This is a genomic window from Lysobacter antibioticus (assembly GCF_000731095.1).
Taxonomy (GTDB): Bacteria; Pseudomonadota; Gammaproteobacteria; order Xanthomonadales; family Xanthomonadaceae; genus Lysobacter; species Lysobacter antibioticus_B.
This window is the reverse complement of record NZ_JMTZ01000040.1, coordinates 40979-61780: the sequence shown is the minus strand read 5'-3', so window position 1 is coordinate 61780 and position 20802 is coordinate 40979. Positions and strand designations below refer to the sequence as shown.

Sequence of the window (20802 nt, the reverse complement as noted above, 5' to 3'; positions counted from 1 at the left end):
TATGAATGTGGAGAAACGACGTTAATCGCCTGCGTCGGCCGGCGCAGCATCATCGGTGGGTTGCTGCGTCCCGCCGCCATGGCACCATGCCGCGATGCCCCCGCCGACAGCCGACGCGATCACACAAGCCCTGGCCGCATTGCCGCCGACGCCGCTGTGCGTGGCTTACAGCGGCGGCCTCGATTCGGCCGTGCTGCTGCACGCTTTGGCCGCTTCGCCGCAGGCCCGGGCGCAGGGCCTGCGCGCCTGGCACGTGCATCACGGGCTGCATCCGCAGGCCGACGCCTGGGCCGCCCATTGCGCCGAAAACTGCGCCCGGCTCGGCCTGGAATTCAGCGTTTCGCGGGTATCGGTTGCCCTCGCCGGCGGCGACGGCCCGGAAGCCGCGGCCCGCCGCGCGCGCCACGCCGCCTTCGCGGCCGGCCTGGGCGAAGGCGAGACCCTGCTGCTCGCCCATCATCGCGACGACCAGGCCGAGACGGTGCTGCTGCGGCTGTTGCGCGGCTCGGGGCCGGACGGACTGGCGGCGATGCGCGCCTGGCGCGATTGCGGCCGCGGCAGGCTATGGCGGCCCCTGCTGAATCTGCCGCGCGCAGTCTTGCAGGCGTATGCGTCGGCGCAGCGGTTGCGATGGATCGACGACCCCAGCAACGACGAACACGGCTACGACCGCAATTTCCTGCGCCATCGCGTGTTGCCCGTGTTGCGCGAACGCTGGCCGCAAGCCGATGCCGCCTTCGCCACCTCCGCCCGCTTGAACGCGCAAGCCGCCGAATTGCTCGACAGCGAGGATGCGATCGCCTTGGCCCAAGTGCGCAGCCTCGATCTGCAGGCGCTATCGCGCTTGGGCCTGCGCGCGCTGCCGAGCGCGCGCCGCGCGCGCGTGCTGCGGCGTTGGGTCGCCACGCTCGGCTTGCCGCCGTTGCCGGCCGAAGGCGTGGCGCAGATCGAATCGCAGTTGCTCGACGCGCGCGCCGACGCCGAAGCCGAATTCGCCTGGCACGGTGCGGTCGTGCGCGCCTGGCGCGATCTGCTGCACGCCGAGCGCCAACGCCCGGCCCTGGCCGAGGACTGGAAGGTCGAATGGGACGGCCGCCATGCGCTGCCGCTGCCCGACGGCGGCGCGTGGCGCCTGTACGGCGCCGACCGCTTCCAGGCGCCCTGTCTCGCCCACGGCCGTCGCGGCGGCGAGCGCATCGCCCTGCCGGGGCGCAGCCATCGCCATGCACTCAAGCAGGTACTGCAGGATCTCGGGGTACCGCCGTGGGAGCGGCGCCGCCTGCCTTTGCTGTCGAGCGCCGACGGCGAATTGCTGGCGGCCGGCGACTTGCTGCTGTCGGCGCGCATGGACGCCTGGCTGCGCGAGCGCGGGGCGCGCCTGCTCTGGACTTGAAGTGCGGAGGGGCGGCCTGACCGCCTGGCGCTCTTGAATCGCGGCCTGGGCCGCTTTAGCGCTGCAACCTGCGACACCTGGGCGCAGTCGCGCATGCGCCGCCGCATTGACCCTGCCCCTCCCCCGCCGCACACTTCTCACATGGCCCGTAAACCCCCTACCGAAGCCTCGCCCGTCGCCGATTTCGAACAGTCGCTCGACGCCCTCGAGCAACTCGTCGACAAGATGGAACACGGCGAGATGAGCCTGGAAGATTCGCTGGCCGCGTACGAACGCGGCGTCGGCCTGTACCGGCGCTGCCAGACCGCGCTGGAACAGGCGGAACTGCGCGTGCGCCTGCTGACCGACCCGCAGGACCCGGCCGGCGCCGAACCGTTCGCTCAAGCCAATCACCCAGGCTACCCGGGCAACGACACCGATGCTTGACGGCAGCTTGCGCGATTGGCGCGCACGCGCCGACGCCGCGCTTGCGCGTGCGCTGCCCTCGCCCGACGACGAACCGCGTCTGCTGCACATGGCGATGCGGCACGCGGTGCTGCTCGGCGGCAAGCGCATGCGCCCACTGTTGGTCCACGCCAGTGGCGCCCTGTTCGAAGTCGCGCCGTCGGTGCTCGATGCGCCGGCTACGGCGGTCGAACTGATCCACGCCTATTCGCTGGTGCACGACGACCTGCCGGCGATGGACGACGACGATCTGCGCCGCGGCCAGCCGACCGTGCACGTGGCCTTCGACGAAGCCACTGCGATTCTCGCCGGCGATGCGCTGCAATCCCTGGCCTTCGCCGTGCTCGCCGATACCGACAGCAACGACCGCATCCGCGTCGCCCTGCTGCGCACTCTCGCCGAAGCCGCCGGCGTCGCGGGCATGTGCGGCGGCCAGGCTCTCGACATCGACGCCACCGGCTCGGGCGTGCGTCTGGACGTGGCCGCATTGGAGCGCGTGCACGCACTCAAGACCGGCGCCCTGATCCGCGCCGCGGTGCGCATGGGCGCGTTGTGCGGCGACGCCGATCCGGCATCGCTGGACGCGCTGGACCGCTATGCGCGTGCGCTCGGCCTGGCCTTTCAGGTACGCGACGACATCCTCGATGTCGAAGGCGACAGCCAGACCCTCGGCAAGACCGCAGGCAAGGACGCCGCGCAGGACAAATCGACCTTCCCGGCGCTGATCGGGCTCGACGCTTCGCGCGCGCGCCTGGACGAACTCGCGCAGGCGATGAACGAAGCGCTGGAGCCGTTCGGCGATCGCGCCCACGCCCTGCGCGCGCTGGGACGGATGGCGATAGAACGCGATCGCTGATCCCTGCTCCCGCTGCGGCAGCGGCCGCACAACAAAGCGCCATCGCAAACATATCGCCCAAAACAAAGGCGGACCGAAGTCCGCCTTTGTCGTGCCTCGATGAAGCGCGCGGTCAGTTGACCAGGCGCAGCGTCATCGGATAGCGGTAGGACTCGCCCTTGTTCGCGGCCAGTGCGGCCATGATCGTCAGGACCAGCCAAGCCAGGCCGACGGCCAGCATCAGCAGGAAACCGATCAGCACGATGGTCAGGATCGCGCTGACGATGAAAGCGATCAACACGGTGATGTTGAAGTTCAGCGCTTCCTTGCCCTGTTCCGCCGCGAACGGCATGGTGTCCTTCTTGATCAACCAAACGACCAGCGGACCGAGGACGGAGCCGAAGGGAATAATCAAACCGACCAGCGTGCTCAGATGAGCCAGCATGCCCCAAGTCTTCTCGTCCTGACTGATATCGTTCATTACGCTTCCCCTACGTGATTGGATGGTGTCGATAGAAAAGTTCCGCGCCCACGGCTCGGCCCCCTAATGGTCATCATAAACCTTTCTTCGTCACAGTTAACCACGCCGATCCGCGCTATAGGCGCCGGCGAGGCAACGTCGGCCGGGACGATTTCCGGCCATCTCGCGAGGCCGCGAACGCGGACCTCGGCCCGCCGAGCGGGCACCGAACCCCGAACCCCGTCGTAGCCGCCGCTTAGCCCGCCCGCCAACCCGCCAGCGGCGAGATGCCGCGGCTGTCCGGAAACACGCGCTTTTCCAGCACGCCCTCGGCCAGCCCCAGGTGTTCGACGGCGATGCCCTTGAACAGACTGCGCAGGTCGCTGGTCGCGCGCAGGTCGCGGCCTTCGTTGAGTTGCGCCGGCCCCAGGCCGGGCCAATCGCCGCCGATGCGGCCGCCGCGCACCGCGCCGCCGCACAACAGGGCCATGCCGCCGGTGCCGTGGTCGGTGCCGCCGGTGCCGTTGATCGCCGCGGTGCGGCCGAACTCGGTCACCACCGCCACCACCGTGCGTGGCCATGCCGAGCCGAAGCCTTCGCGCGCAGCGGCCAGGCCGCGGTCGAGTTCGGCCAGTTTGCGCGCCAACTGCGGCGCCTGATTGCGATGGCTGTCCCAACCGGTGTCTTCGACGAAACCGATCCGCGGCCCGCCGGCCGCGCTCATGCGTTCGGCGGCGATGCGCATGGCCTCGGGCAGCGCGAACGCGCCCTTGCCTTCGCGGGCCAGCGCCGCCGAGCGGGTGGATTGCTCGAAGGTCTCGCTGAGCCGCGCATCGGCGGCGTACAGCGGCTGCAATTGCTGCAGCAGCAGCGGGTCGACGCCTTTCGGCAACGGCGGCCACCAATTGCTGGTGCGCTCGCTGCCGCGCAGCGCCAACGGCATCACCGCCGCGACCGCGAAACCGGCTTCGCCGGGCAGCGCCTGCACGCAGCGGCCGAGCCAGCCGTCGCGCGCGCCGTTCGGCCGCGCGGTGCCGTTCTCCAGGCAGTCCTGGGCATCGAAATGCGAACGCGCGCGATATGGCGGCGCGATCGCGACGATCGGCAGCAGTTGCTTGTCGCGGTACATCGCCGCGGCCTGCTGCATCGCCGGATGCAGGCCGAACATCGCGTCGATGCGGATCGGGTCGGCCACCGCACCGGCGCCGCGCAAGGCGGCATACACCGGATCGGCGTAAGGCGGCAGCAAATGCAGGCCGTCGAGCCCGCCGCGCAACAACACCAACAGGAAACGCGTATCCGTATCGTCGCCGGCGGCGCGCGACGCGTTCGGGAACAGGGTCAGCAGTGCGCTCGCGCCGAATGCAGCCAACAGACCTCGGCGTTGCGAATCCATCTCAGATCCTCCATTGGAAAGCGGGGCTGGCGAACAACAGCGCATAGCCGTCCCTCAGGGAACCGGCGCGACGCAGGCCGATGGCGAAATCGCCGTCGACCGCGGCGTTGCCGAGCACCGATACCGCGCATTGGTAAGGCGCCGACGCCTTCGGGTCGATGCGCGCGGCGAGCATTTGCGCGGCCTGGATGCGTTTCCATAGGCCGTCGGGGCTGCTCCAGTCGGCGGCGGTGTCGGGAAAGCCCGCCGGCGAACGCGGGGTGAACACCGGCTGGCCGAGGCTCGACAGCAGATTGATCAGGGCGCGCGCATCGTTGCCGACCGGCAACTCGCCGGCACGCAATGCCGAGACCACGAAATCGTTCGGCGTCTTGAACTTGCGCGCGTTGTCCGCCCACGACTCCTGGCTTTCGACCAAGGCGCGGTACAGCGCGCGCAGATCGCCGTCGTGGCTCAGATAAGCCTGGGCCATGCGCTTGACCAGCGCCGGCGGCGGCTGGTCGGCGACGAAATGGCGCGCGAGCTTGAAACTCAGGTGATGGGCGGTGGACGGATGCTTGGCCAGGTCGGCCAGGACCGCCCGCCCCTGCTCGACCCCGCCTTCGGCGTAACGGCGGCCGAGTACCCGACGTTCGCCGGGTTCGTGCGAGGCCTTGCGAAAGGTGAAGGCGTGGTCGGGAATCCGATCGCCGGCGGCCTTGGCTTCGCGCGAATTGAAGGTGCTCCAGCCGGTGATCGCGCGCGCCAGCTCGAGCACGTCGTCCTGGCGATAACCGCCGTCGACGCCAAGCGTATGCAGTTCGAGGATCTCGCGGGCCAGGTTCTCGTTGAGCCCTCGTCGTTCGCGACGCATCAGTTCGGCGCGCTGCGCCGCCGCCGAGTCGTTGCCGATCGAAATCGAATTGTCGAGATAACGCAGCATCGCCGGATGGCTTTCGACCGCGAGCAGCATGTCCTCGAACCGGCCCAGCACGTGCGGACGGATCGCTTCGCGCTCCATCGCCGCGGCATACAAGCGCGTATCGCCCTTGTCGATCGAGACCGCGAAATGATTCGACCAGAACTGGGTCAGGCGTTCGACGAAGGGCCGGTCGGTGCGCGAGGCATGGCGATAACGCGCGGCGAATTCGTCGAGCTGGCGACGGCGCAGGTCGCGCCGCATCTGCTCGGCGCGTTCGCCGGCTTGGTCGACGTCGACGGCCTTGCCCTCAGGCCGAACCGACGCCATCGCATCCGCAGCGCTCATCGAGGAACCGGGCTGCATATCGCCCATCGCCGCGGGCGGCGCGGCCTTGACCCGGCCTGCGCGCGCGGCGCTGAGCTGTTCGTATTCGCGCGTCATCGTCACGGCGCTGCTCGGCAGGCCGTGAAATTCGTCGAGCGGGGGCGGCTCGCGCAGTTGCGCGAGCAGAATCTCGCGGCCGTCGCCGCTGCCTTCGAGTTCGCCCGGCTTGGCGCCGAGCCCGAAACGATTGGCGGCCGTCGCCTTGCTTGCACTCATGCGGCCTCCCAGGAGTGGAGTTCCAGGATGAACGCCCTGATGCCGCTTGCGTTGACAGGATCGGGCCGCTTTGGCGACGCGATCCCGATTCCGCTAACCCGATCTCACTCTCGCGACCTCATGTTCATGAGTTCATTCGCGGGTCATTCTTCGACCGATTCGCCGGCGACGGTCATGCGGCCGACCAGGATCGAACCGGTGCGCACGTGCGAGCGGTAATCGACGTCGCTGCCGACCGCTTCGACCGCGGCGAACATCTTGCGCAGATTGCCGGCGATGGTGATGCCGTCGACCGGATACTGGATCTGGCCGTTCTCGACCCAGAAACCGGCGGCGCCGCGCGAATAATCGCCGGTCACGGTGTTGACGCCCTGCCCCATCAATTCTGTGACCAGCAGGCCGCGCCCCATGTCGCGCAACATCGCAGGGAAATCGCCGGCATTCGCCGCGACCTGCAGGTTATGCACTCCGCCGGCGTTGGCAGTGGTCTGCAGGCCGAGCTTGCGCGCCGAATAGCTGCCGAGCACGTAGCGCTGCAGCACGCCGCCGCTGACGATGGCCGATTCGCGCGTGGCCACGCCCTCGGCGTCGAAGGACGTCGAACGCAGGCCGCGATGCAGGAACGGCTGCTCCTCGATCTGGAACCACGACGGGAACAACTGCGCGCCGACGCTGTCGAGCAGGAAGCTGGCCTGGCGGTACAAGGCGCCGCCGCTGATCGCGCTGAGCAGATGACCGACCAGCGAGCGCGCGCTTTCGGCCGCGAACAGCACCGGGTAGTCGCCGGTGGCGATCTGCCGCGGCGCGAGCCGGGCGATGGTGCGCTCGCCGGCCTTGCGGCCGACGCTGGCGGCCGATTCGAGGTCGTCGGCGGCCAGGGCCGAGCTGTACCAGCCGTCGCGCTGCATGGCGTCGCCGCGGCCGGCGATCATCGCGCAGCCGAAGCTGTGCTGGGTGCTGCGCTCGCGGCCGACGAAGCCGTGCGAGTTGGCGTACACGCCGAGGCTGGCGCCGGTGCCCACCGAGGCGCCGTCGGAGTTCTCGATCCGCGCGTCGTAGTCGCGGCCGGCGCTTTCGCAGGCCAGGGCCAGCTCGACGGCGTGGTCGGCGTCGATCGCCCAGGGGTGCCAGCTGTCGAAATCGCGCAGATCGCTCGCCATCAGGGCCGGATCGGCCAGGCCGGCGGCCTCGTCGTCCTCGGTGTAGCGGGCGATCGCGCAGGCCTGCTCGACCGTGGCTTCCAGGCTCTCGTCGCGCAGGTCGGCGGTGCTGGCGCTGCCCTTGCGCTGGCCGAAATAGACGGTGACGGCGATGCCGCGGTCGCGGGTGGCCTCGACCGTCTCGACCTCGCCCATGCGCACGTTCACGTTCAGCCCCGCCTCCTCCGAGCAGGAAACCTCGGCCTGGCTGGCGCCGCGGGCCTTGGCGGCCGCCAGCAGGCGCAGGGACAGGTCGGCGAGCAGGTCCAGGCGCGCCTCGGGGTCGGCGAAAGTGTGGGCCGAAGCGGTCGGAATGAGGGCGACTGCGTTCAATGTCTTATCCTTGCGGTACGCGGCGCGTCGGCGGCGCGGGAATTCAGGTCAGTTTGACGGTACGAGAGGTGTTTTGCGATGCGCGGCAGAGACGAAGAAACCGGCGAGTTCCTCAGCCCCAGCCGGAGCCAGAACCGGCGCGAGGCGCTGGAGGTGCTGGCCCTGGGCGAGAAACTGGTGTCCTTGACCGAGGCCCAGCTGTCCAAGCTGCCGGTGCCCGAGTCCTTGCTGCCGCACATCCGCGATTGCAAGCGCATCACCGCCAACATCGCCCACAAGCGCCAGTTGGCGTTCCTGGCCAAGCAGATGCGGCGCGAGGACGACGAGGTGCTCGAAGCGATCCGCGATGCCCTCGACGAGGACGGCGAAGCGGCGCGGCGCGAGGTCGCGGCGATGCACCGCATCGAGAACTGGCGCGAACGCCTGCTCGCCGAAGGCGATACGGCGCTGGCCGCGTTGCTCGACGAATACCCGCAGGCCGATCGCCAGCGTCTGCGCCAACTCGCGCGCAACACGCTGGAAGAGCGCAAGCGCAACAAGCCGCCGCATTCGTTCCGCGAGCTGTATCGCGAACTGCGCGAGGTGATCCTCGGCGCGGGCGCCGCGGCCGATGCGGCCGACGAAACCATCGACGACGGCCATCCCGACGACTGACGCTCGTCGCCGGCGTTGAAGCCCGCTGCCCGAGCCATCCGGCTCGGGCTATCGTCGCGCACTGCGATCCGGCGCTCTGCGTCGCCTTCTCCTGCCTGCGGGAGAAGGCAACGATGGCTTGCCGCCGCGATCACGCGCTGGTGCCACCCACCGTCAGACCTTCGATCAACAGCGAGGGCTGGCCGACGCCGACCGGCACGCTCTGCCCGTCCTTGCCGCACACGCCGACGCCTTCGTCGAGCGCGAGATCGTGGCCGATCATGCGCACCTTCTGCATCGTCTCTGGGCCGTTGCCGATCAGGGTCGCGCCCTTGACCGGCGCGGTGACCTTGCCGTCTTCGATCAGATAGGCCTCGGTCGCCGAGAACACGTACTTGCCGCTAGTGATGTCGACCTGGCCGCCGCCGAAGTTGACCGCGTATAAGCCCTTCTTGACCGAGCGGATCATCTCTTCGGGATCGTGCTGGCCGGCCAGCATGTAGGTGTTGGTCATGCGCGGCATCGGCAGATGGGCGAAAGACTCGCGACGGCCGTTGCCGGTCGGCGCCATGCCCATCAAGCGCGCATTGAGGGTGTCCTGCATGTAGCCGACCAGGACGCCGTCTTCGATCAAGGTGGTGCAGTTGGTCGGCGTGCCTTCGTCGTCGATGTTGAGCGAACCGCGGCGGCCGTCGAGGGTGCCGTCGTCGACGATGGTCACGCCGGGCGAGGCCACGCGCTGGCCCATGCGGCCGGCATAGGTCGAGGTGCCCTTGCGGTTGAAATCGCCTTCCAGGCCGTGACCGACCGCTTCGTGCAGGAGCACACCGGGCCAGCCCGGGCCGAGCACGACCGGCATGATCCCGGCCGGCGCATCGATCGCCTCCAGGTTCACCAGCGCCTGGCGCAGCGCTTCGCGCGCGAGCCGGTCGGGCTTGTCGCCGCCGAGCAGTTCGGCGTAACTGTAGCGGCCGCCGCCGCCGGCATAACCGCTTTCGCGGCGGCCATTGTGTTCGACGATGATCTGCACGTTGAGCCGCACCAGCGGGCGTACGTCGGCGGCGAGTACACCGTCGCTGCGCGCCACCAGGATCGTGTCGATGCCGCCGCTGAGGCTGACGATGACCTGCTTGACCCGCGGGTCGGCCGCGCGCAGCAGCTTGTCGATACGGCGCAGCGCCTCGACCTTGGTTTCGTTGCCGATCGAGTCGATCGGATCTTCGCTCGGGTACAGCGAACGCCCGCCGCCGCGCACCAGCGTCTTCGCCGATTGCGCATGACCGTCGCGGGCGATCGCGCGCGCCGACCTCGATGCCGCCAGCAAGGCCTCGCTGTTGATCTCGTCGGAATAGGCGAAGCCGGTCTTCTCGCCGCTGATCGCGCGCACGCCGACGCCCTGCTCGATCGAATGCGAACCGTCCTTGACGATGCCGTCCTCGACGCTCCAGCTCTCGCGGCGCGAATGCTGGAAATACAGGTCGCCGAAATCGATGCCCGGCCCGAGCAAGGTGCCGAAGCTGCGCTCCAGGCCGCCGGCATCGAGCCCGGCGGGCAACAAGAGGCGGTTTTCGGCGATCTGCAGGGGAAGGGTCATATCGGAACCATGGGGACGTGGAAGGGTCATCTTAGGCGGCGCGGCGGCGGTTTGGCGCGGTCCGCGGCCACCCGGACGAGTGTGGACGAGTGTGGACGGGTGCGGCGCGGGAAACCGTGTCGCAACCCCGTTGTCGAAACCGAAATGGTGGCGGCGGCCGGCGCAATCAACCGCCGCAAGCGGCTGCGGCCGGGGCTCGGCCGGTTTGGGCCGAACCGATTCGCCCCCCTCGCCCGCCATCGCCCGCTCTGGCGCGGTGGGCCGCAGCCGAACCGAGGCGGAGCTGGCGTGCGGGGTGAATCGCCGTTCAGCCCGGCGGTGGCGCGACGGGCGGCGCCACCGGCGGCGTCAAACGCGTCTGCTCGCGCGTCACCACCTCGACCTTCGGCTCTTTCCACGGCCCGGTGACCCGGTAGGTCTTCGAGGCCAGGCTGCCGAGCGGTTTCTGCAGCACCGCGTTCGCCGCCGCACCGATCGCCGCGCCGACCGGGCCGGCCGCGAGCGCGCCGAACGCGGTCAGCAGATTGGCCGCCTTGGGCCGCACTTCGATGGTCTGGTCGTAGCGCTGAGCGCGCAGATCCGCCGCACCGCGGATGGCGATCGCCGCGGCCGGACCGTCGATCACCAGATTGTCGCTGCGCGCGGTGCCGTTGCCGAAGCGCACGGTGCCGTCGATGCGATCGAAGGCGAAGCCTTTCGAGAACAGGTCGCGGAAGTCGAGGGTCAGGCGGCGCGGCAACTGGGCGATGCTGAGCAGGCCGAGCACGCGGCCGGCGCCGGGCTCGACCTCGATCAGGCGGCCGTTACGCGCCTCCAGGCTCAGGCTGCCTTCGAGCGAACCCAGTGCGAACGCCGCCGGGCTGCCCGGCCAACCCGCATCGAGCTTGGCCTTGGCCTTGCCGCCACCGATCTGGCCGGCGAAACCGAAACCGCCGAGCAACGCGCCGACGTCGCCGCTGTCGAGGGCGACGTTCAAATGGGTGCGCGCCGCCGCGCCGCGGCCGGTCCAGTCGCCGCTGATGTCGAGCGACTGTTTGTCGGCGCGGGTGCTCAGTTGTTCGATGCGCAGGCCGGCCGGTGTCGGCCGCGTGCGTATCATCGCCTTGCCGAGCGCGGCGTCGCCGACCCGCAGCTCGGTGATGTCGAGCGCGAGCGCGGGGATCTTCGCCGGGTCGATGGCGTTGGCGCCGCCGGCCGCCGCGTTCGCGGCCGCGCTCGCCGGCGCGCTGCCGACCGTGGCGGTCGCGTTGGTTGCGGCCGCACTCGCGGGCGCCGACGTCGATGGCGACGCGGTCGGCGTGCGCCAGTGCACACGGGCGAAACGCCCGGCGATGGTGCCGCCCTCGCCGCCCGGAATCAGCAGCGCGCCTTCGAGCGCCGCGCCCTCGGCGCGCACCGCGGTCGCGCCGCGCGGCGCCGGCGCGACGATCACGCGCGTGTTCGGGAAACTGCCGCCGAGCAATTGCAGATGCTGCGCGGTGACGTCGATGCGCTGCAGCGCAAGGCCGTCGCCGCTGCCGCCGCCGTGCGCGATCGCGATCCAGTCGATCGCCTCGAGCGTCGCGGCGCGGCCGGTGGCGATCAGGCCGCTGGCCGGCGGCGCTTCGTCGACGCGGTTCGCACCGAGCACGACGCGCACGCCGGTCTTGCCGGCGGCGCTGCGTGCGCGCAAGGCCAGGACATTGCCGAGGCCGACGCGCACATCGCCGCTGCCGAGCGGCAATGGAGTTTCGATGGTCGCCGGCAGACTCGCCGCGGCGGCCTTGTCGAGCGGCGGCGGCAAAGTCAGCGCGGTACCGACCAAATTCGACTGCAAACGCAACAGAGTCGGCGTCGGCGCGGACACGCCGGGCCTCGGCGTCGTGCCGGCGGCCTGCGCGGCCCTCGGAATGGAGATCCCGACCGTCCACAGCGAACGCCCGTCGAGATAGGACTTCAACCAGGCCAACTCGTCCGGACCGCGCCCGATCAACTCGTCGGCGCCGGACACGACATCGAGCCCGGCCTCGAACACGTTGCCGCGATCGCGCACGAACTCGTCGCCCGCGCGCAGCGACAGCTTGCCCGGCGCGCCTTCGTGCATCACCGCGAGATCCTCGGCGCGGAAACCGCCGCGGCCGTACTCGGCATGGCCGCGTACTTGTTCGAAGGCGATCTTCCAGCGCGGATCGGCGAGCTTGGCGTTGTCCAGGTCGACCGTGCCGGCGATGCGGGTGATGCTGTTCGGCTGCAAGGGCATCTGCATCTCGAACCCGACCCGCGCCGGGCCGCTGGCGCGCAGATTGTCGAGCGTGTCGGCGTGGTCCTTGCGCAGCGGGCTTTGCTTGAGCAGCGCCTGCAACTGCGCCGCATCCGCCGCGGCTTCGGCCTGCACGCGCAGATGGCCGTCCTTGTAGTGATCGATTCCGGCGCCGACCTTGCGCACGCCGACACCGGCGATGCGGCCGCTGCCTTCGACGCTGAAGCCGTCGGCGACGAAACGCACCTCGGCGTCCAGGCCTTCGACCGCCGGCCATTCCGGCTGGAACTTCACCACCGCATCGTCGAGACGGGCACTGGCTTCGAACAGGCCGTTATTGCGATTGAACGGCCAATCGTCGAGGTCGCCGGATATCACCGCGCGCGCATTGTTCAGGCGCCCGCCGACCAGGGCGGTGTCGAGCCAGTTCACCAACTTGGCCGACATGCGGTTGCGGATCCAGAAGCCCTTGGCGACCGGAACCTGGGTCGGGTCGATGTCGGCGGCGATATCGATCCACGGCCGCGTGCCGTCGCCCTGCCACCACAGACCGCCGCGCGCGCTGACGCCGAAATCGTCGCCGCGTACGCGCAACGCGGTGGTGCCCACGCGCCAGCCCGCGCCTTCGCGCCAGCCGCCGACGCGGCCCTGCAGCTTGACCGCATGCGGCACGCCGAAACCGCGCGGCCAGTCGAAGCGCATCGGTGAGTTTTCGTCGAGGTCGAGGGTGAAACCATCGGCATCGCCCTCGAAACCGCCGGCCAGGCCCTGCAAACCCGGCGCATCGCCGACCGCGTCGAAGCCGAGCGCTTCGATTCTCGCGCTCGCGAACATCGGGCCGCCGCGGCGGCCGTTGAGCGCGATATTACGCAGCGACGCCCGCGGCTTGGCGGTTTCGAACCAGTTGCGCAAGCGTTCCGGCAAGGCGTCGCTGAGCGCGGCCACCGCGATCAACGGGCCGGCATCGATGCGTTCGGCGCGCAGCGCGTAATGCTCGCCGCCGGCGACGGCGAGGCCGTCGAGCTGCTGCACTTCCTCGCCGCTGCCGATGCGCAGCTTGGAAGCGTCGAAACGCCAACCGTGATCGGTCAGGCGCCAGTGCGACAAGGTTTCGACGTGTTCGAAATCGACGCGCGCCGCGGCCGCAGCCGTGTTCGTCCCTGGCTGCGCACGCTCGGCGCGCAGACCGACGCGGTCGAGCGCAGCCGACACCGTCACCGAAGCGACGCGGTGGTCGCGCAGTTCCGCCCAGGCCTCGGCCCGGCCCTGGCCCGACTCGACCCGGATGCCGGCGAGCTTGAGCAAGGGCGACCAGCCGGTCAGGTCGGCGCGGGTGGCGCCGGCATAGGCGCGGCCGTCGCCGCGCTCGCGATCGAAGTCCACCACCGCATCGAGCGGCGTCGACGGCGCACCGGCCACGCCGACCGTAGGCCAGGCGCGGACGCCGGCGCGCACGCGCTTGCCGTCGACGCGCAGACGCAGGTCGATCTTCGGCACCCGCGCATCGATGCCGAGCGAAGGCGCGATCACCGCAAGCCGGCCATCGATGACCTGCAGTTCGCCCAGGCCTTCGAGCGCCGACAGCGGATCGCGCTGGCGCGTGTCCTGCTGGCCGGGCAGACCGCGCACTTTCCAACGGCCGTCGTCGCTGCGCTCCAGGGTCAGGTCGAGGCCCTTGAGGCGCAGCTCCGAGAACGATTGCCCCGGCAGCAGCCCGGCGTACACCGAGACCAGCATTTCGGCATCGCCGATGGTGAAGGCCTGGCTGCCCTCGCCGATGCGTAATCCATCCAGGCGCAGCAAGGGGCCGCGCCGCGTCCACTGCGTCTCGACCTTGTCGAACGCCACCGGCCGCCCGGCGCGCTGGCTCAACCAGGCCGCGACGCGATCCGGATGGCTTTCGGCCAAGGGCAGGACCTGGCTCGCCGCACCCAACAGCACCGCCACCAGCACGAGCACGATCGCGACGCCATAGAAGGCGCCACGACGGGCCATGCGCAAGCGGCGGCGCAGCGGGGTAGGCATCAGGCCCGCGCTCCGCGCGCGCCCGACGGGAATCGGGAATGGGGATTCGGGAATCGGAAAATCAAAAGCCGGGCTTCGCTGTTACGAATCCCGAATCCCGATTCCCGATTCCCGGCTTCAGAGCAAAACCACATCGAACTGCTCCTGCGCGTACTGGTCCTCGGCCTGGAAGCGGATCGACTTGCCGAGGAATTCCTCCAGCTCCGCCACCGCCGCCGATTCTTCGTCGGTGATCCGCGCGACCACCTTCGGCGATGCGATGACCAGCAAACGCGCGGCATCGAACTGGCGCACCTGGCGGACGATCTCGCGGAAGATCTCGTAGGTCACCGTTTCCGGCGTCTTCAAGGTGCCGCGGCCGCCGCATTCGTGGCAGGCCTCGCTGAGCTGGCGTTCCAGGCTCTCGGTGGTGCGCTTGCGGGTCATCTCCACCAGGCCCAGCGGCGAGAATTCGTAGACCGTGGTCTTGGCGTGATCGCGGGTCAGCGCCTTTTCCAACTGGCGCAGCACCTGGCGGCGATGCTCCAGGTCGGTCATGTCGATGAAGTCGATGATGATGATGCCGCCCAGGTTGCGCAGCCGCAGTTGCCGGGCGACCGACTGCGCCGCCTCGAGATTGGTCCGGTAAACGGTCTCCTCGAGATTGCGTTGACCCAGGAAGGAACCGGTGTTGACGTCGATCGTCGTCATCGCCTCGGTCTGGTCGATGACCAGATAGCCGCCGGACTTCAGCGGCACTTCCTTGTCGAGCGCGCGCTGGATCTCGTCCTCGACCCCGTACAGGTCGAAGATCGGCCGCGCGCCGGTGTAGTGCTCGATCTTCTCGGCCAGCCCCGGCATGTACTGCGCGGCGAAGCTGCGCAGGCGCTCGCAGGTCTCGCGCGAGTCGACCTTGACCTTCTCGACGTCACGGCGGATCAGGTCGCGCACCGCGCGCAGCGGCAGGCTCAGGTCTTCGTAAACGCGTTCGCCGACTTTCGAGCTCTGCGATTTCTCGGCGATCAGGGCCCAGGCCCGGCTCAGATAGCCGATGTCCTCGGCCAGGGCTTCCTCGGGCTGGCTCTCGGCATTGGTGCGCACGATGTAGCCGTGGTTGTCGCCGGCCGGGGCCAGGGTCGTGACCAGCGACTTCAGCCGCGCGCGCTCGCCCTCGTCCTCGATCCGCGCCGACACCCCGACCACGCGGGTGCGCGGCAGCAGCACCAGATAACGCGAGGGAATACTGAGCTGGGTGGTCAGGCGCGCGCCCTTGCTGCCGATCGGGTCCTTGACTACCTGGACGATGATTTCCTGACCCTCGCGCAGCAGCTCGGCGATTGGCCGGGTCGGCGTCGGCGGCAGCGGCGCTTCGTCGCCCTCGCCTTCACCGACCGGGTTGTGCTTGACGATGTCGGCCGCGTGCAGGAACGCCGCGCGCTCCAGGCCGATCTCGACGAACGCCGCCTGCATGCCCGGCATCACCCGCTGGACCTTGCCCTTGTAGATGTTGCCGACCACGCCACGGCGCCAGCCGCGCTCGATGTGCAGCTCCTGCAGCATGCCGTTCTCGACGACGGCGACGCGGGTTTCGCGCGGAGTGACGTTGACCAGGATTTCTTCAGTCATGAGGCAGGGTGGGTCCCAAGTCAGGCGAACGTCGGATGGAAAGAACGCGGTGCAGCGCGGTCGAACGTAAGCGCGGCGGCCTAGCCGCCGACGCCGAACTCCCGCAGCAGCCGCGCCGTCTCGTGCAGCGGCAACCCCATCACCCCCGAATAACTGCCGGCCAGATGCCGTACGAAGACCTCGGCGCCGCCCTGGATCGCATAGGCGCCGGCCTTGCCCTCGGGCTCGCCGCTGGCGACATAACGCGCGATCGTCGCCTCATCGAGCTCGGCGAAGCTGACCTGCGAGACCGACAGCGCCTGCGCCTCGCGCGAGCGCGAGACCAGCGACACCGCCGAAATCACCTGGTGGGTGCGCCCCGACAGCTTGCGCAGCATCGCCGCGGCATCGTCGGCATCGCGCGGCTTGCCGAACACCTCGTCGTCGAGCACGACCTCGGTGTCGGACCCCAGCACCAGCGCGGTCGGATTGCCGAGCACCTGCAACAGGCCGGCGCCGGCTTTCTCGCGGGCGACCCGGCGGACGTACTCCTGCGCCGGTTCGTTGGGCTGGCGGTGTTCGGGCACGTCGAGATCGAGTACGCCGAATTCCAGGCCGAGGCGGGTCAGCAATTCGCGTCGCCGCGGCGACTTGGAGGCAAGATAGAGCATACGGAAAGCATAACCCGCGCTGACTGAGCGCCAGCCGACGACGAGCCGCGCAAACCCCGTAACGAATCACGGTTCGTTCACCAGTTCAGCAAGACCCTACCCCTCGTCCTTCAAGGAGCACCACATGACCCGGTCGTCGCCACAGTCTTTCGCCCGCCTTTCGTTGCGCCCGCTGGCGCTCGCCGCTTTCCTCGCCTTCGGAGCCGCAACCGCCATGACCGCCCAAGCCCAGACCGCGCCCGCCTACGTCGCCAGCGACGGCACCCTGCTGTCGGTGTCGGCCCAGGCCGAGGCGCGCCGCACGCCGAACATCGCCACCTTGTCGACCGGCGTGGTCACCCAGGCCGCCGACGCCAATGCCGCGATGCGCGCCAACGCCGAGCAGATGAGCAAGGTCGTGGCCGCGATCAAGGCCGCCGGCATCGCCGACCGCGACGTCCAGACCGGCGGCATCAACCTCAACCCGCAGTACCGCTACGCCGAGAACCAGCCGCCGGTCATCACCGGCTACCAGGCCAACAACAACGTCAACATCGTCGTGCGCGACCTGTCCAAGCTCGGCAAGATCCTCGACGCCCTGGTCGCCACCGGCGCCAACCAGATCAACGGCCCCAGCTTCGATATCGACGACAAGGAAAAGGACGTCGCCTACGACGAAGCCCGCCGCAGCGCCATCGAGAAGGCCCAGGCCCGCGCCGAGATGTACGCCAAGACCCTGGGCATGAAGGTCCGCCGCATCGTCAGCGTCAGCGAAGGCGCGCGCTTCGGACCGCCGATGCCGATGCCGATGATGGCCATGGGCCGGATGGAAAAGGCGTCGGCCGACACGCCGATCGCGCCGGGCGAGAACGCCTTGTCGATGACCCTCGACGTCGTCTTCGAGCTGGGTAAGTAAGCATGGCCGGCCCGACCAAGACCGCGCCGCCGGCGCCGGATCCGAAGCCGGGCCGCACGCCTGGCTACCCGGAACCGCAGCCGCGCAATCCCGACGACGCGCGCCAGCCGCATCCGCGCAAGCCGCCGAACCCCGACGAGGGCGGGCTGCAGCGCGAACCCGAGAGCGGCCCGGACCCGACTGACCGCTGAGCCGGGCTCCCGAGCCGTAGACACCAGGAAGGCCCGCGCAAGCGGGCCTTCTTGTTTCTTGCGCGCGGCGGCATCGACGAATGCAGGCCGGCAAGTGGCCAAGCGCATGCCCGCCACGGCGACGTTGCCGTCCATTCAGCATCCATCGTTCGCGGGTGGGCCGCGGGCCGGCGCGCCGAACGCTGCGCCGAAGCGAAAAAACCCGGCGATTTTTCAAGCACCGCCCTCGTCTGCGGGTGTCGCCGGTGGCCGTCGAACGCGCCGCAGGCCGACCAAAGTCGCAAACGAGAAGCGCTTGCATCCGCAAATCGGCCGGCGCATTTTTGTGACGCGGCACCACTGTTCTTGCTCAACCCCGCCGGCGGTATCCGAACGTTGTCAGTGATGTCAGACAAGCCAAGGAGGTAGCTCATGGTTCGCGCGATTCCCTCTCACTCCCACACGCCATTGGACGGCACCCGCATCGCCGCCAACGCCGGCGCCATCGCCTTCAACGCGGCGATGCTGATGTTGATGCTGGTCCCGCTGAGCGCGCCGCGTTTGCTGGTGTCGCCCGAAGAACCGGTGATCCCGGAATTCCTTCCCAGGCCCAGGGTGCTCGTCGAACCGCCGCCGCCGCCGAAACTGGTCGAGGTCGTCCAGAGGCCACGGCAGCAACCCATCGTCCATCCCCAGCCGCAGGTCCAGCCGGTCGAAGCCCCGCCGGTCGTGGTCGACAACCCCGACCCGCAACCGATCGATTTCGCCGGTGCCGAGACCGTCGCCCGGGCCACGCCGCAGATCGACCTGGGGCCGCAGACCCTGACCGGCGCGGTCCTGCAAAGCCTGAAGAACCCGCCGCCGAGCTATCCGCCGCAGGCGGTGCGCGAAGGCCTGACCGGGGTGGTCGAGCTGGAGATCCTGGTCGGCATCGACGGCAAGCCGATCGACGTCAGCATCGTGCGCAGCAGCGGCCATCGCCTGCTCGACCAGGCCGCGCGCAAGGTCGTGCTGAACCGCTGGACCTTCCAGCCGGCGATGAGCAACGGCCAACCGGTGCAGGCGCGCGGCCGCGTGCCGATCGAGTTCAAGCTGGATCAATAATTCTCGAACGACGCGCCGAACCGAAGCCCGGGCTCATCGCCCGGGCCTTTTTTGCGCGCAAGCTTTGTTGCGCGAGCCGTCGGTTGATCCGGGGCCAGGCGCGCCCTCGATGAAATGATCCGGCCGCAACGGCCCGCGATCGAACCCACCGCTCAGGCGCGGTGATAAGGATGGTTCGCCAACAGCGCGGCGGCCCGGTACAACTGCTCGGCGGCGACCAGCCGCACCAGCATATGCGGCAAGGTCAGCGGCCCCAGCGACCATTGTTCGTCGGCGCGCGCCAGCACCTCGGGCGCATGCCCTTCCGGGCCGCCGATCAGGAACGCCAGGTCGCGGCCCTGGCCGCGCCAATGCTCCAGCCGCTGCGCGAGTTGCTCCGAGGTCCACAGGCGCCCGCGCCCTTCCAATGCGACCACGCAGGCGTTCTTCGGCAGCGCGGCGATCACCCGCGCGCCTTCGTCCTGGGTCGCACGCACGGCATCGCGGCCCTTGCCGCGCAGGCCCGGCTCGATCTCGACCAAGTCCAGCGGCAACCAATGCGAAAGACGTTTCTGGTACTCGCCGAATCCTTCCGCGACCCAGCGCGGCGCTCGTTCGCCGACGGCGATCAGTCTGCTTTTCATGCGCGCATGGTAGCCAAGCGTGCGCGGCCCCGCCGGGGTCGCAGCGGTATTGTCATATTCCGGTTACCGCACCGGGCTAGCGTGCAGGGTTCCCCCGCCCCACCCCAGCCCCGCAGGAGTTTCCACGATGGATGCTTTCGATCCCTCTCGCCGCCAGGTCATCAAGAGCAGCGCCGCCGCCATGGCGATCGGCGCGATGGGCAGTCTGAGCGCGCTGTACACGCGTCAGGCCGCCGCTGCGACCGATCCGACCCGGCTTTCCCCCGTGCCGAGCCGCTACGGCGCGCTGGCGCCGGTCGCCGACCTCAGCACCGGCCTGCCCTTGCTGCAGTTGCCGCGCGGCTTCAGCTATCGCTCGTTCGCCTGGAGCGGCGACCGCATGGACGATGGCCAGGTCTGCCCGGACCGTCACGACGGCATGGCCGTGGTCGCCACGCATCGCGGCGCCCAGCATCCGCACGGCCGCGGCCACGGCCGCAGCGAACTGATCCTGATCCGCAACCACGAACGCGGCGCCGGCTCCATCCCGATCCGCGCGCCGGGCATGTACGACACCGGCACCGTCAGCGGCGGCCAGCCCGGCGGCGGCACCACCACCTTGCGCTATCGCTCCGGCGAAGGCCGCCACGGCGACGAATGGCGCGGCGTCGAACCGAGCCTCGGCGGCACCCTGGTCAATTGCGCCGGCGGCCCGACCCCGTGGGGCACCTGGCTGAGCTGCGAGGAGATCAAGAGCAACGCGGTCTCCAGCACCGGCCACAAGCACGGCTACGTGTTCGAGGTCGACCCGCGCAGCGAACGCACCAGCGGCCGCCCGATCGTCGAGATGGGCCGCTTCAGCCACGAGGCGGTGGCGATCGATCCGCGCACCGGCATCGTCTATCTGACCGAAGACGACCGCAACAAGTCCGGCTTCTATCGCTTCATTCCGAACCGCCGCGCCGGCTGCCACGGCTCGCTCGAACACGGCGGTCGCCTGCAGGCCGCGCGTGTGCGCGGCAAGCCCAACGCCGACCTCACCGCCGTCAGTATCGGCGCCGAATACCAACTCGAATGGGTCGACATCCCGGATCCGGATTTGGACTCGATCGCCGCACCGAGCGGTTTCCCCGACATCGGCGCCGGCGACACCCTCAGCGGCCCGTTCGCCCAGGCCTGGAGCGAAGGCGGCCTGCGCATGAGCCGCGGCGAAGGCATCTGGTACAGCTACGGCAAGTTGTTCATCGTCGACACCAGCAACGGCACCGACGCCCAGGGCCGCAAGGGACGCGGCAACGGCGCGGTGTGGGTGCTGGATCTGTTCACCCAGCGCATGCGCGCGCTGTTCGTCAGCAGCCACCAGCTCGCCGCGCACAATCCCGACAACATCACCGTCAACGCGCGCGGTGGCGTGGTGCTGTGCGAAGACCCGGATGCGGCGCCGGCCGGCAGCCCCGACGAGTACGGCCCGGGCACGCGCCTGGTCGGTCTGACCCGCGGCGGCGAATCGTTCTATCTGTGCAAGAACAACGCCGAGCTGACCTCGACCCAGATCGCCAACGCCGGCAAGCACGTCGCCGAAGGCGATTACCGCGACAGCGAATTCTGCGGCGCCTGCTGGGACCCGGCCGCGCGCACCTTGTTCGTCAACATGCAGTCGCCGGGCATCACCTTCGCGATCACCGGCCCCTGGGAACGCGGTCCCTTGTGAGCGTGGGCTAACA

At 69.5% G+C, this 20802-nt stretch carries 17 protein-coding genes; 8 read left to right on the top strand and 9 right to left on the bottom strand.

Translation table 11 applies throughout. The features are described 5' to 3' along the window. Positions 1-94 precede the first annotated feature (94 nt). The 3 genes from tilS (at position 95) to ispA (ending at position 2693) form a co-directional block, all read left to right on the top strand. Complete coding sequence (gene tilS, locus EX88_RS0113560; RefSeq protein WP_051885097.1) at positions 95-1393, top strand: tRNA lysidine(34) synthetase TilS; 1299 nt, start codon at positions 95-97, stop codon at positions 1391-1393. A 141-nt stretch (positions 1394-1534) separates the two neighbouring features. Beyond that, the gene (locus EX88_RS0113555) at positions 1535-1819 is read left to right on the top strand and encodes an exodeoxyribonuclease VII small subunit (protein ID WP_031372526.1); all 285 of its coding nucleotides are present in this window, start codon (positions 1535-1537) and stop codon (positions 1817-1819) included. Continuing rightward, positions 1812-2693, top strand: a complete 882-nt coding sequence (gene ispA / locus EX88_RS0113550) for a (2E,6E)-farnesyl diphosphate synthase (RefSeq protein WP_031372525.1) — start codon at positions 1812-1814, stop codon at positions 2691-2693. Before EX88_RS0113555 ends, ispA begins: the two co-directional genes overlap by 8 nt. Positions 2694-2805: 112 nt before the next feature. On the opposite strand, the gene EX88_RS0113545 is transcribed toward ispA, so the two are convergent. From EX88_RS0113545 to pmbA, 4 genes are all read right to left on the bottom strand, one after another. After that, positions 2806-3153 (bottom strand): DUF4870 domain-containing protein, encoded by a 348-nt coding sequence (locus EX88_RS0113545; protein ID WP_031372524.1) that lies wholly within the window; start codon positions 3151-3153, stop codon positions 2806-2808. Positions 3154-3388: 235 nt separating this feature from the next. Beyond that, on the bottom strand, positions 3389-4528 hold the full coding sequence (locus EX88_RS0113540; RefSeq protein WP_031372523.1) for a DUF1501 domain-containing protein: 1140 nt from the start codon (positions 4526-4528) through the stop codon (positions 3389-3391). Position 4529: 1 nt separating this feature from the next. Then, positions 4530-6029, bottom strand: coding sequence for a DUF1800 domain-containing protein (locus EX88_RS0113535; protein ID WP_031372522.1), 1500 nt, complete (start codon positions 6027-6029; stop codon positions 4530-4532). A gap of 143 nt (positions 6030-6172) precedes the next feature. After that, the gene (gene pmbA / locus EX88_RS0113530) at positions 6173-7543 is read right to left on the bottom strand and encodes a metalloprotease PmbA (RefSeq protein ID WP_036148902.1); all 1371 of its coding nucleotides are present in this window, start codon (positions 7541-7543) and stop codon (positions 6173-6175) included. A 96-nt stretch (positions 7544-7639) separates the two neighbouring features. On the opposite strand from pmbA, the gene yjgA reads away from it, so the two are divergent. Continuing rightward, positions 7640-8215: a ribosome biogenesis factor YjgA gene (gene yjgA, locus EX88_RS0113525; protein WP_031372520.1), complete on the top strand. Its 576-nt coding sequence runs from the start codon at positions 7640-7642 to the stop codon at positions 8213-8215. A 130-nt stretch (positions 8216-8345) separates the two neighbouring features. On the opposite strand, the gene tldD is transcribed toward yjgA, so the two are convergent. The 4 genes from tldD to EX88_RS0113505 all read right to left on the bottom strand — a co-directional run bounded on the left by tldD (position 8346) and on the right by EX88_RS0113505 (position 16307). Continuing rightward, positions 8346-9788, bottom strand: coding sequence for a metalloprotease TldD (tldD, locus tag EX88_RS0113520; protein ID WP_031372519.1), 1443 nt, complete (start codon positions 9786-9788; stop codon positions 8346-8348). Positions 9789-10095: 307 nt separating this feature from the next. Next, positions 10096-14052 carry a YhdP family protein gene (locus tag EX88_RS0113515; protein WP_031372518.1) on the bottom strand — a complete coding sequence of 1319 codons (3957 nt, stop codon included), beginning with the start codon at positions 14050-14052 and terminating at the stop codon, positions 10096-10098. 117 nt (positions 14053-14169) lie between these two features. Continuing rightward, positions 14170-15657 carry a ribonuclease G gene (rng, locus tag EX88_RS0113510; RefSeq protein WP_031372517.1) on the bottom strand — a complete coding sequence of 496 codons (1488 nt, stop codon included), beginning with the start codon at positions 15655-15657 and terminating at the stop codon, positions 14170-14172. 80 nt (positions 15658-15737) lie between these two features. Then, positions 15738-16307, bottom strand: a complete 570-nt coding sequence (locus tag EX88_RS0113505; protein WP_031372516.1) for a Maf family protein — start codon at positions 16305-16307, stop codon at positions 15738-15740. Between the two features lie 124 nt (positions 16308-16431). On the opposite strand from EX88_RS0113505, the gene EX88_RS0113500 reads away from it, so the two are divergent. From EX88_RS0113500 to EX88_RS0113490, 3 genes are all read left to right on the top strand, one after another. Further along, a complete protein-coding gene (locus tag EX88_RS0113500) occupies positions 16432-17202 on the top strand; it encodes an SIMPL domain-containing protein (RefSeq protein WP_051885096.1) in 771 nt (256 codons plus the stop codon). Between the two features lie 2 nt (positions 17203-17204). Then, a complete protein-coding gene (locus EX88_RS0113495) occupies positions 17205-17393 on the top strand; it encodes a hypothetical protein (protein WP_031372514.1) in 189 nt (62 codons plus the stop codon). 411 nt (positions 17394-17804) lie between these two features. Further along, positions 17805-18476: an energy transducer TonB gene (locus tag EX88_RS0113490; protein WP_031372513.1), complete on the top strand. Its 672-nt coding sequence runs from the start codon at positions 17805-17807 to the stop codon at positions 18474-18476. A 152-nt stretch (positions 18477-18628) separates the two neighbouring features. On the opposite strand, the gene rlmH is transcribed toward EX88_RS0113490, so the two are convergent. Further along, positions 18629-19099 (bottom strand): 23S rRNA (pseudouridine(1915)-N(3))-methyltransferase RlmH, encoded by a 471-nt coding sequence (gene rlmH / locus EX88_RS0113485; RefSeq protein WP_031372512.1) that lies wholly within the window; start codon positions 19097-19099, stop codon positions 18629-18631. A 127-nt stretch (positions 19100-19226) separates the two neighbouring features. Between rlmH and EX88_RS0113480 the strand changes: the two genes are divergently transcribed. Then, on the top strand, positions 19227-20789 hold the full coding sequence (locus tag EX88_RS0113480) for an alkaline phosphatase PhoX (protein ID WP_031372511.1): 1563 nt from the start codon (positions 19227-19229) through the stop codon (positions 20787-20789). Positions 20790-20802 lie beyond the last annotated feature (13 nt).